Annotated in this window: 9 protein-coding genes; 5 read left to right on the plus strand and 4 right to left on the minus strand. The window is 60.7% G+C overall.

Annotation, left to right across the window (positions count from 1 at the left end; translation table 11 throughout):
• Positions 1-169: 169 nt before the first annotated feature.
• Positions 170-466: a hypothetical protein gene (locus AKN84_RS15435; RefSeq protein ID WP_050421546.1), complete on the minus strand. Its 297-nt coding sequence runs from the start codon at positions 464-466 to the stop codon at positions 170-172.
• A gap of 431 nt (positions 467-897) precedes the next feature.
• Here AKN84_RS15435 and AKN84_RS45475 point away from each other — a divergent pair, with 431 nt between their 5' ends.
• From AKN84_RS45475 to AKN84_RS15455, 5 genes are all read left to right on the plus strand, one after another.
• Positions 898-2,085, plus strand: a complete 1,188-nt coding sequence (locus tag AKN84_RS45475; RefSeq protein ID WP_128970847.1) for a hypothetical protein — start codon at positions 898-900, stop codon at positions 2,083-2,085.
• A 254-nt stretch (positions 2,086-2,339) separates the two neighbouring features.
• Positions 2,340-3,533 carry a hypothetical protein gene (locus tag AKN84_RS15440; protein ID WP_050421547.1) on the plus strand — a complete coding sequence of 398 codons (1,194 nt, stop codon included), beginning with the start codon at positions 2,340-2,342 and terminating at the stop codon, positions 3,531-3,533.
• A 595-nt stretch (positions 3,534-4,128) separates the two neighbouring features.
• The gene (locus AKN84_RS15445; protein WP_050421548.1) at positions 4,129-5,190 is read left to right on the plus strand and encodes a DUF7146 domain-containing protein; all 1,062 of its coding nucleotides are present in this window, start codon (positions 4,129-4,131) and stop codon (positions 5,188-5,190) included.
• A gap of 376 nt (positions 5,191-5,566) precedes the next feature.
• Complete coding sequence (locus AKN84_RS15450; protein ID WP_050421549.1) at positions 5,567-6,490, plus strand: DUF2493 domain-containing protein; 924 nt, start codon at positions 5,567-5,569, stop codon at positions 6,488-6,490.
• 948 nt (positions 6,491-7,438) lie between these two features.
• Complete coding sequence (locus AKN84_RS15455; RefSeq protein ID WP_050421550.1) at positions 7,439-7,762, plus strand: DUF736 domain-containing protein; 324 nt, start codon at positions 7,439-7,441, stop codon at positions 7,760-7,762.
• 138 nt (positions 7,763-7,900) lie between these two features.
• Here the strand turns inward: AKN84_RS15455 and AKN84_RS15460 are convergent, their stop codons facing one another.
• The 3 genes from AKN84_RS15460 to AKN84_RS15465 form a co-directional block, all read right to left on the minus strand.
• Positions 7,901-9,226, minus strand: a complete 1,326-nt coding sequence (locus AKN84_RS15460; RefSeq protein WP_050421551.1) for a DUF3422 family protein — start codon at positions 9,224-9,226, stop codon at positions 7,901-7,903.
• A gap of 99 nt (positions 9,227-9,325) precedes the next feature.
• The gene (locus AKN84_RS45485) at positions 9,326-9,793 is read right to left on the minus strand and encodes a Rossmann-fold NAD(P)-binding domain-containing protein (RefSeq protein ID WP_128970848.1); all 468 of its coding nucleotides are present in this window, start codon (positions 9,791-9,793) and stop codon (positions 9,326-9,328) included.
• Between the two features lie 1,116 nt (positions 9,794-10,909).
• Positions 10,910-11,698 (minus strand): effector protein NopP, encoded by a 789-nt coding sequence (locus AKN84_RS15465; protein WP_488226063.1) that lies wholly within the window; start codon positions 11,696-11,698, stop codon positions 10,910-10,912.
• Positions 11,699-12,065 lie beyond the last annotated feature (367 nt).

The raw sequence follows: 12,065 nt of genomic DNA on the forward strand, positions 1-12,065 counted from the left end.
TGGGCGTCCGTCCGGGACAGCCGCGGAAGTTCACGCCTGGACCCTCCCTTCTTTCGCCGTCTTGCTGGAGGCAGGCGACCATCACAATCTAGCTATCCATGTTGCGGCGCGTCCGCTGAACCTCCGGCCGCAGGGCGCGACCGGAGGTTGACCCCAACAGGGCTTCGCGTCAGTGCCGCTTGCTGCTTATCGGCGTGGTGTTATTCGCAGGGTCGTCAACTGCCTCATTGTCGGACGCGTTGCCGTCGGCTGCATTCTTTGCGCCCTTGGGCGACTTCCTGCCCGCTTTTGCGCCAGCGGCCCTGAGCTTAGGCGACGAGTCCTCATCATCGCTTATCCCGCTCTGTACGTTTGATCCTTCGCCTTTGCGAGCCTTGGCATCTGCGGAAAGGCTTTGCGCAATGACTGGGTAAGCAAGGAAAGCCGCAAGGCCGCATGCGAGTACAGAGGTCTTCACCAATTTCATTCACGTCTCCTGGATCGAGTTGCTTGACGGAGCGATTTTGGCTCGACGCCGCGCCGCCCGCTTGCGCCGCTTGCGTCGCGTTAAGCGTACGTGCAGCGCTGCTTCATCTAGTCTCTCTTGTGTGGTCATCGTTTAGGAGATTTGGGGTAAATTCGCGAAGTTGTTGTCTTACCTGTGGCGATACAACATTCGTATCGTCGTACCCTGCTCACGACTGGAGGGACGAGTGCAAGATCTGCGCTGCTGAAGTGGCCGGAGTCCCCGGCCGGGGAGATAGACGCGCGCTGGCGGCCTTGAAGTTCTCACGTCTGGAGTCGTCTAACGGCAGGCACCGCTTTTGTCGTCGAGCTTGTCAGCATCCCGTAAGCTAAGCTCGGCAGTCTACCGCTATCCGAAAGCCGGCTTTGGCGGTTCTCAATGGGAGACTAGGTATGGCTTCTATCGAACGAGCTTTGTCTACGCACGCTATGCCAACAATCATCGAGGATGAAGAAATCCAGCACCCGAGAACGGAAGCCTCTCCATCAGCTGATCCAACGGATTTTCGCCAGCAACCAGTCGCGCTGAGAAGAGTCGGATCATCCAACGCGGGCGACAATTCCCTGGGCAGTATGTCGCAGGAGTTTCGCGCGGTGCTGGCCGGGATAGGGGAACGTCGCCCGGAGTCTCGCTTGAATCCTCCCTATCGTGAGTCTGCGTTGCGCGACGGTCCTCGTCTTGTGCGAAATCCGTCGCTGGGCCGCCCTACTGACCGCCTTACCGGGATTGTCGACCGCAACGGCATTTTGGATAGCTCGGGCGGTATTGCCTCCGAGGCGGACACTAACGAATATAGGCAGTGGTGTCTTGAGCGGTGGGCCGCCAATAAGCAGGGAGCTTCGGCGGAGCGGTTGCCGCTTGCGTTGCCCGACGATCCTCGCTTTGTGCGGCATGATAGCGCCAGTGAACCGACCACTCCGGGTCAGCAAGCCGCATCGTCATTTCCCGTCGAGCCTGTGCGTCCTCAAGGGGCCCAGGACCTGCGGCGTCGACACGACACCGTCGACAGTTTCGATAACTCCATCGAGAGCCGAGATGATACCAGCGACAGCGTGGGTTTCACTGCTTCAGAGGAGGACCTGCGTCGCCAGCGCGCCCTCTTCGAGCTGACTCGACCGGTGCCGCCCCGAGACAGAGTACGCAGCGACGACTCAACGGTACGCGAAGTCGCCCACGCATTCGCAATGCAGCGCGGCCATCAAGCCGAGCCGTCTGTCGTGGGTCCGTTGCGCGGACTCGGCTTTCAGAATCAAGAAGCCGCCGGACCTTCGTCTTCCGCCGAGCCTTCACGCCATCACCAGCGACTGGATCGCGCAACAACAGGGCCAATGAATGGCTCCGGGCATCTGGACTTCGGCCCTGTTGTCGGGCCGAACTGGGTGCATTGCGATCAACCCGCCCCTGCTTCCCTGATTCTTCAGTTACGTCAGCACGGCTTACTGCCGAACCAGCGACAGACGACTATCAAGATCAATAGTGTGGCCTATACAGTCGTGCGGGGGCCGGGAGGCGCACGGGACATTCGCCTTTTCCGTAATCGGTATGTTCCGCCGCCGCAATCTGGCATCGTCACGCCGTGAGCATCCATGGACCGTAGGTCCCGGGTTCATTGCCGTCTCCCTGCGGGAGCGGGCTGTCGGCTCACGCTGAAACCCCTGCTTGCGCCGGGTTTTCACCCTTCGGGCTTCCATCCCTGACGGTAGCTGCGGCGGCGCGGAATGTCTTGGGCCTCGGGGCGGCCGTAAAAAGGGAGAGGCAGAGTGGGGTGGCCTTGGCCATGACGGGTTGAGGGTCGGAGGAGAGTCTTCCGGCGCCCGTCATGGAGATTGCTGCCATGAATACGCAGATTGTTGATGCCGGCCGCATTGCGAGCGGCGGATACAGAGTGGATGTGAGTCGCGGCGAGCGCGTCGGTCGGGTGTCCTCGGAGTGGTTTTCCCGCCCGGCAGATCAGCGTTACCTGTCGCTCGATGAGCTGGCCCGCACGGTGCACAATCGGGCGAACCGCAGCCGGACGCGCGTGGTCGAAAGCGCGCTGATCCATGTCAACGCAAGCCGTGCCGACCCTGAGCGGCTGGCCTTGATGTTGCCCGGCTCCGACACTCCGGTTGCACCGACGCATTGGAGCTTCGGTCAGCTTGCAAGCCAGGTTGGCGCTCCGGCCGCTTACCTCCGGCAGCTCCCTGCGTCACTCGCAGCCATCAACCTGCAATATGGCTTGAACGCCAATCGTCTCGAGCAGATCAAAACGCTCGAGACCGAGGAGAGCCGTGTCGAGCTTCGCGCCGTCACCAGCCCCGACTATGGCCGGATCTACGACCACGAGTTGGTCGAGGCCGTACAGCGCATCGCCGGCAATGGCACAGGCGATACACGATGGAAGGTGCCCGGTGTACTCGACTGGTCGAGCGGCATCTACAATCCCCGTGTCGACATTTCCAAGGCCACGACGACCCTGTATGCATCAGACAGGGACGTTTTCATCTTTCTGGTCGATGATCTGAATCCGATCGAAGCTGGTCGTCTTCGTGACGGCTCGCCCGACCTCTATTTCCGAGGCTTCTATTGTTGGAACTCGGAAGTCGGCGCGAAGACCCTCGGCATGGCGAGCTTCTATCTTCGTGCGGTTTGCCAAAATCGCAATCTGTGGGGCGTGGAAGATTTCGAGGAGATCGCAATCCGCCATTCCAAATACGCAGCCTCGCGATTTGCTCACGAGGCAGCCCCGGCGTTGTCGAACTTCGCCAACTCTTCACCCATGCCTTTCGTCACTGGCATCAAGGCCGCTCGCGAGCGGATCGTGGCACGCAGTGACGAGGATCGCACCGAGTTCTTGCGCCGCCGCGGCTTCTCCAAGGCCGAGACAGGCAAGGTGATAGACGCGGTGCTTGCGGAGGAGGGCCGCCCGCCTGAAAGCATCTTCGACTTCGTGCAGGGCATCACCGCCGTCGCGCGTGACAAGCCGCATCAAGATGTCCGCCTGGACATGGAGACCAAGGCCAAGAAGTTGCTCGACCGGGCGGCCTAATGTCAGCCAGGCCGGAGATCCAGGTCTCCGGCCTGGTACGTCTACCTTTTCCGTTCAGGGGTGATGGCGCTGCTCTCTCGCCGTCATGTCCATCGCGGACTGACAGGTCCGGGCAGTTTCGAATTCTTGCGGGATCGAGACCCGCGCATGGGATTGCGACGACTACATCGGAATCTCTGGCTTCTCGCGTCGACACGATCGGCGGACTCATACAATTGCCGCCACGAACCGCCTTCGTGCGCTCAGATTCGCGTCCACGCAAACGTATTGCCTCAGGGGCGGTCAACATAACCGCCTCTGCCACCGCCCCGCCGGCCATTTTGGGCTTCATCTGATCCGGCATGTGACGGCGGGACCTGGTTTTTTCCGATAGCGCGGCACCCGCCAACGAACGCCATTTGCCGCCGAAAGCGAGAGCGAGAGCTGGACAGGCTTGTCCGCGAACGGGTTGGAGGCCGAGAGAGAGGCTCCCGGCCGCCCGGTTCGGAGAAGCTGACATGGCAAGCGCCGTTTGGAAGATCAAGCTGTCGCCGTCGCGCGACATCCTCCTAAGCAAACTCAACTTGAGCCCTTTCGTTGAGCGGGAGGGCGCGTGATGGTCTTTGATGTCTCAGAATTGGTACGCCACCTCGCACGCGAGGCCGAGGGCGTATGCCGACACTATCTGTCCAATGGCAAGCGGGTCGGGCGGTACTGGGTGGTTGGCGACGTTCGCAACACGCCAGGACGCTCGTTGTTCGTACGGCTCCAGGAATCGACAAAGGGGCCCGCCGGAAAGTGGACCGATGCCGCCACCGGAGAACATGGGGACCTGCTCGACATCATCCGCGAAAGTATGGCTTTACGCGATTTTCGCAAGGTGGCCGAGGAGGCGAGACGCTTTCTAACGCTACCTCGTTGCGAGCAGCAAGCCGCCCCGAAAGCCGACGGTCCAGCGGCGCGAGCCGGTTCGCCGCAAGCCGCCCGTCGCCTGTTTGCAATGTCCAGCTCCATCGACGGTACGATGGTCGAAGCTTATTTGCGGCGTCGCGGAATAGTCAGTATCCACCATAGCGGCAGCTTGCGCTTCCATCCACGTTGCTACTATCGACCGGACGAGCATTTTCCGATGGAAACATGGCCAGCGATGATAGCCAGCGTCACGAATCTTGATGGGCGGATATGCGGCGTGCATCGCACCTGGCTCGATCCGGACGGCTTTGATCGCATCCGGCTCGGCAAGGCTCCCATCGACACCCCACGGCGCGCCATGGGCGACTTGCTCGGTAACGCTGTTCGTTTCGGCCTGGTGGATGATGTGCTCGCTGCCGGCGAGGGCATCGAGACCATGCTGTCGCTGCGCTGCGTCCTGCCGACCTTGCCGATGGCTGCTGCGCTTTCGGCCAATCATCTCTCAGCCATGTTGCTGCCGGCTGGCTTGCGTCGGCTCTATATCGCCCGTGACGCCGATGCCGCCGGAGATGCCGTACAAGCCATCCTTACCCGGCGCGCGGAGGACGCCGGCGTTGAAGCGATCTCGCTGTCGCCTCGGCTCGGCGACTTCAATGAAGATCTGCATGTCTTCGGCCTTGAGGTTCTCCGGGCAGCGTTGCGGCTTCAACTTGTTCCTGACGATGCCGCCCGCTTCCTGCGCTCGTCCACGATCGAGGCCGGGTAGTCGCGGTAATTCGACCGATCGCGAAAGATCGGTCATAGCCGAACCCAATTGGCGGAGAGGACGCGACCTTCGGCCTTCTAGCGGGCGATCGGACGGCAAGCGGCCCGGGCCGGCAATGGCTGCGTCCGGCCATTTTCCGCCGCGCGCAGGCAATGAGAAGACACGATCGCGATTTGGCGAGCGCGCTTTGCATCGCGAAGCAAAATAGCCGGTCTTCGCCATCCTCCGCTGCCGCTTCGGCCCTTCGCTTCCGCCCACGCCCTGCGGGCCTGGGCGGACAAGCCGCTCCGGGTTCTGGCCCGTTCCGCCCGCCGTCTGAGTGATCGCCACGAAGGCCGCGATGGGCGCGGCCGCTCCGCCAAAAGGATCTCTTGCGATGACCGACCACGACGACATCGAACCGACGCATGCCCCGTCTCCGAGCGAACAGGTGCTCACCGAATTGCAGCTCTTCGGCTATCGCCCCTTCGACGACCAGCCAGATCCAAGACCTCTCCCCGAGAGCCGGATGATCGCCGGTACCATCGTCGATATGTTCGACGCCCTGGTTGCCGCGCTGAGCAATACGCGGCTTGAACCCGATCTCAGCGAACTCCTCTGGTCAACCGTCAACCTGTTCCACCGGGCCGTCGATCGCATCGAACGCCAGCTCGACGACAATGAACAAGCGCAGCACAAGAGCCAGCGGGAGCAGAATGGGTCAGAGGTGCGATCGGTCGAGCTCGAGCGCCTGACGGCGGAGGGCATCACCCTGATCGAGCGCCGAAATTGCCTGGAGCTCTTCCGCGACCAGGCGATGGAGCAGTTTGAGGTTCACACCGGCTCGTCCTGGCGTCCTCGGTCGGGCTCGCTGGTGAGCCACCGCACGCTCACGGCAGCGATGATCGACTCCCGCGACTTCATCGCCGCCAAGCGCCGCTCCCAAACGGAGGTCATGTTGCCGGCAGGACCGAAGATCGCACTCACCGGTGGGCTCGACTTCAACGACCACCGCCTCATCTGGGATCGCCTCGACAAGGTCCACGCCAAGCATCCCGACATGGTCCTGCTCCATGGCGGCTCACCCAAAGGGGCCGAACTGATCGCTTCCAAATGGGCGACGAGCCGCAAGGTGACCCAGATCGCATTCAAGCCCGACTGGACGAAGCACGCCAAGGCAGCACCCTTCAAGCGCAATGATGCCATGCTCGAGCTCTTGCCGATCGGCGTCATGCATTTTCCGGGTACGGGAATCCAGGACAATCTCGCCGACAAGGCGAGGCGTTTCGGCATCCCCGTCTGGAAATTCGGCGGCGCGTGAGCGCCGTCTTTTCCAAACTATCGAGAGGAGCTGGACGCCTGGCACTCCGGCGCGTCCAGCTTTGGCTCCGAAGTTGCGGCTTGTGGCGGTGGTGGAAGACGCCTTCCCAATCCATCCGAATGAAGCCGTCACCATGCTCGTGCCTGGTCTTGTTCTTACCACACCACGCATTGGCTTGTTATGCCGGGCGGCCTTAGGTCGGTCGGAGGCGGCCTGGCCCTTTTCCGTCGCACCTGGTGCTCACGCTTGCGGGGATCGGGCTGCTGACGCGTTTTGCGTTGGCGGCGCGACATGGACGCAGATGACTGTTCCTGCTTGCGAAGACCCGCCTGTTGGAGCCGGCTGAACTGGTGGGGCAACAGTCTCAACCTTTCTCATGGCCGCAACGCGCGAATGATGATCCATCGCCACCTTCCTCATCGAACAGGTTGCGCAGGATTGCCATATTGAACGGGGGGCAAGTGACTGGAGTGAGAGATATCGCGGCCCTCTTCGGAACGCTTCGACCATGCTGCGCCGATCTCGGCCCGGCCCACCTCGTGGCTTGGCACGGTCAGTCGTTCTCGATTGTCTCTCATCACGACATCGCCCTTTGCGGCAGGCTGTTTCTCTTTGTTCGCCGAGTCGTTCCAACCTCTTGTGCAGCCGAACCGAGATTTGCCAAGTCTTCTCCTGAGCTTGCGATCCAGCCCGCGGACGCACGTGGCCTCTTAGATGGCTTGATCTGGCCGAAGACCGGCTCCGCCTCGATCGTCTGAGCCGCAACGCCGTTGATGCGACTTTCTTCCCCTGGGCTTCGCCCATTCCTCGCGAGCCAAGAAAGTCGCCACAACGGCGTCCTCCGCTGCGCTCCGGCCCGCAAGGGGTGCGTCGCCGATCGTCCTCGGCCCTTAGATCGCCATCGAGGCCGCGGTGGTCGCGGGCTCGAAACACAACAGGAGAAGTGACATGGCTAACATCGGTTCTTTCAAGAAGGTGGGCAACGATTTCCAGGGCGAGATTGTCACCCTGAGCCTGCAAGCCAAGGGCGTCCGTATCGTCGCCGAGACCAACCGCTCCAACGACAACGCTCCGAGCCACCGCATCTACGTGGGCCGGGCCGAGATCGGGGCCGGCTGGTCCAAGCGCTCCAACGAGGGTCGCGACTATCTGAGCCTCAAGCTCGACGATCCGAGCTTCACCGCTCCGATCTTCGCCAACCTCTTCGCCGACGAGGAAGGCGAGGGCTTCAGCCTGATCTGGTCCCGTCCCAGCCGTCGCAACGGCGACTGACCCGATCCACGATGCCTCGCCCGGCTGGTCCGGGCGGGGCATTACCCTGCGCAGGAGACGGCCGCGATCTTTGCGGCAGTGTCGCACCACGACCATGCGAGCTTCCCCGGATGGACGCACCGATCGCCTCGAGGAGCTCTAGTCGTAAGTAACCGAGGGTGCGTCGTCGTGCTTGAGGTGTCGCTTTCGGACATTGTAACTCACCAGCCAGATGACGCCGACCGCGATCGGCACGAAGGTTGCGGTCAGGAACGAGGGCTCTACTCGCAGTCCGACATCATGCGCGCCCTTGGCAAGATAGCTAAACAGGCTGACCACATAATATCCTATCGCCGCGACCGACAATCCTTCGACCGTGCACTGCAGCCGAAGTTGCTGTCTCGCGCGCTCGTTGATGGCCTGCAATAGGTCACGATTCTGTCGTTCGATTTCGACGTCGACCCGAGTTCGCAACAGATCGGCGGCACGCGCGAGCTTGACCGAGAGAGTCGCCTGACGATCCTCCACGGTCGCGCAGGTTCGCATCGCCGGCGCCATGCGGCGCGCCAGAAACGACGACCAGGTTGGATAGCCTGAGACATCGTTGCCCTCAATGATGGACAGTCGCGATTGGACCAGCTCGTTATAGGCCCTGCTGGCGCCGAAGCGAAACAGGCTGCCGGTCGCGCCTCTTTCGAAAGATGCGGCCAGCGCCGTCAGCTCGGCAAGCAGATGGTTGTTGAACTGCAGCCCTTCACCGCTTTGCATTTTCTCGAGTGCCTCAACAAGACGCCGGTCGATGCGATCGACGGATGGTGCAAGCTCAAGGGCCGTCGACAGGCCAAGAAGCGCCAATGGACGGTAGGTCTCGATTTCCAGGAGCCGTTGCACCAACGCTCCGAGATCGTGCGACGTCAACCCGAGGTCGCAGACGAGGATTTTCGTGAAGCCTTTTTCGTCTACGCGGAAGTCTGAGGCCGCTACGCCTGCGCCGCTCTTTGTGGCAACCATGGCCAGGCTGTTCTTGTCAAAAATCTCTTCGGCCCGCCTGGTCGGCGAGGCGTCCTGCTCCACTTCTAGCCTGATCGCGACCAGCAACTGTCCGGTCTGACGCAACGCGCGGATCAGCGATCCGACGGTACCATCAACTTTGTCAAATTGGTCTGCGGCAGAACAATTTGCGTTAGTCCAGATCCAGGTGAATGTTGTGAATTCCGAATGCTGCTCCCAGCGTAGCGTAGCGGGACCAATGACAATCTGATGAAGTTTCGCCGATTGCTCAGGCGGCGTAAGATTGCGCTCGAGGCAAAAATCGATAAAACGGCAGCGATCGCTCGTGGCCGCTTCGCCCTGTGCAAGAAAAGCGAAGTGGATCACGCTGAAGGGCGAAACCAGGCGCGTGAAAGGGCGCGCGTGCACCTCGCCGAGCACAGCGTCGCGTTGCGGATGTGGCGTGAAGGTTCGCAGATCCAATTCATCGATCATGTATTGACGCCTTGCTTCAGGGTGAGCAGGCAACCGTCAGCCTTGACGCGGGAGGCAATGGCGGTGCTGGGAAACGGTTCCGCGCGGCCAGGTTGCTGATCAAGCCATGTCGACGATCATTACCGAGGCCGCCTTGAACTCGGGAAAGAGGTCTTGCGGGAGGTGGGTTAGGCCAGGCAGATTGACATGGAGCAGCCTCATCCAGCTTTCGAATGAAGCCATCAACGGCATCGGCCGGGTACGGTCCGGTGTCGATGACGAAATGCCGGCGTCGCGGCTCAATAAGTGTAGCGGTGCGCCGGCAAGCCGTTCCGCGATCTTGACGGTGGCCCGCCGCACCGTCCGACGAATGCTTGGATTTACGCGGACATGGTTGTCTGTCTCCGAATCCCACCGACATCGCCCACCACCGAAGGGGTGCCGCGTGAAAGTGAACATGCGCCGGCCCTCTTCTGAACGCGGTTTTCCGGTCGCATGACCGATGCCGCGCGAGGTCGTGGCAAGCAGGAACGTCTTGCGTTCTCCCAGCGTGGTGCAGACAAACGACCTCGGGTGCGGCAACCGCATTGTCGATTGACGGATCGAGGCCCAAACGCGACTCCCATCTTGTTGCCGTCGTTAAACTTCCCGGCGCAGAGAGCAGGTGCAGGATTTGGGCCAGCACTATTCAAGGGGCGCTCCCGCGTCGTTTTTACGCAATGTGGCTTTCGAAGACAGTCGGAGGCGGGTTTCAGACATGACGCGCGCTTGTATTCCGACAGAATGCGCACGTGGCACAGGCCGCAGGGAATTGCGTGTTTTCGGCCTGGTGATCGCTCGCCCGGCCGCTGCCATTGTTTGAGTGGCCACGCTCTGGCCGGATTTGTCGATGCGGAGCCCCGCGAGTGACCGCGCCCGGACCCGCGGGCAAGGGTTCGGCGATGGGTTGATAACGTCACGTCGCGTGAGGTTGACTGGATCACGCAGTTGGAGCTCTCGCCGTCCTCGTCTTTGATGCGTCACTCAGAGCAGCGCAAGCATCGCGGCTTGTATGTCGCTGGGAGGCAGATACGTGGCGATCGTCGTAAGCGATCGACCAAATCGCGGCGGATCACAGATACGGCCGGCGACTATCGTGAGCGGGGCGTGGGGCCGAGGGCGTGATCGCGGAATCGGAAATCTGCGCCTGGCAGCACAAAGAGCCAGTCACCACTGAATTCGTTGGGCCGGCTTCTCAGCGGGACTCGGCGTCGCCGCGTTGTCCTTGATGTCAGCTCTGTCTGGATCGAGCGCACGAAACGACCTCTTCGATCGATGGATCTGCCCGAAGGACGGCTGTGCCTCGACCGACCAATGCGAAGTCATCGGCCTACAACCGGTGCTGGAGGTTAGCCGGCTAAGCGTCCGACCGAGAACGTTTCGTAATCAAGAACGACTGGCTGGCCCGGCGGCGGGAACTCAGACTGCGAGTTGAAACGTTCGTAAGAGACAGCACCTTGCCGGACCATGCGTTCGGCAATAAAGTCGACTCCGGAGGAAGAGTCCCGACGAAGTCTGATACACGTTGGCTTCTCTGCAGCCGCGCCCACAATTTGGGTCGGCGTTCGTCAAAGTTCGCAAGAAGCCAATTACCTTCAGCAATGGGTCTATGGCAGCCACCTCTGGAAGCAGAATGGCTGCTGCCGGGAGCATTGGACAAACCGCCTATTGTTCGGCGAGGAGCTCGTCGAGCGCTTCAGTGAGTTTGTCTACATCAACGTTATTGTCGCACGAATCGGTCGAGATGCTTGTTACACTCTCGGCATCGCTGTCCTCGGTGTCCCGAGCTTTAGAAAGATACAGTGCAGGTTTATCTGCGCGCTGCCATTCACCGTCACCATTCTTAGTCCACTTTTCGGGATGCTGGGCAGGGTCAAGAACCATGTTCGCTTGATCCACCTCAACAAAACCCATCGCCGCGAGACGGGATTGCGCTTCTAGGCTGACTGGAGTGGAATTGATCAATGGTCGTTCGCCATCGAGCCGAAGCTGATGTTCCAGCAGAATATCACCTGCGTTGTCGACGAGCGGATGAGTAACCCGAAGAACTGTGGTGGACGTGATGTCAGTTCGCCCGGGAAACAGTTCCCGCCATTTTTCGCCTTCGAACACCTCACTCATGCGAAATCCGGATTCTGTTCTTAGAAGCCCGACGCTTTCGTTGCCCAACTCATAGCTAAAATATCGAGCGTCGTCGGTATGTCTTCTGGCCGTACCGGTGCCCTCAGCGAGACTTGCTGTGCGCGCAGCTTTTGAGGACACGAAATGCGAGTACTCTTGTGGGTTCGCCGCGATATGCTTGATTTCAGCGCCATGAAAATCCTTCATTTTTTGCTTGTATTGAAACCTTGTGATCTCAATCACAGGAGTTCGGCGAACTAGGGAGTACGACGGTGCTACCGCCGAAGACGAACTCGCGTTCGAATTCGGTGTCGACTGAATGCCTGCAAGCACGTCCGCAAACCTCTGGGTATCTGTATCAGGTTGCATGTCACTGTTTGCTGAGTGCCTGATTTCATCAACATCCTGTGCATGCGAGAGGGATTCGATACCCGACGTGCTGATAGTCCGGTTATGCATCGCAAGTCGTACTCTTGTCGGCGACATGTTTGTCGCATGGAGTTCAGGTTGAAGAATGTTAGACAGCCAAGCTGTCAAAAAGCTGACGCGCGGGTGCCGGGCGACTGGTCCGCGCTTTCGCGCAAACCGTCGGCGGCATCAGCGGTGCAAGTGGAAGCCCGGTGACTTGCGTCAGTGCTCGTCCTATACTCGTTATACTATTGCGCTAAGCCCTACAGGAGTGAACGAAAGCGTAGACCGG

The sequence above is a fragment of the Bradyrhizobium tropiciagri genome (assembly GCF_001189845.1).
In the GTDB taxonomy this organism is placed as follows: Bacteria; Pseudomonadota; Alphaproteobacteria; order Rhizobiales; family Xanthobacteraceae; genus Bradyrhizobium; species Bradyrhizobium tropiciagri.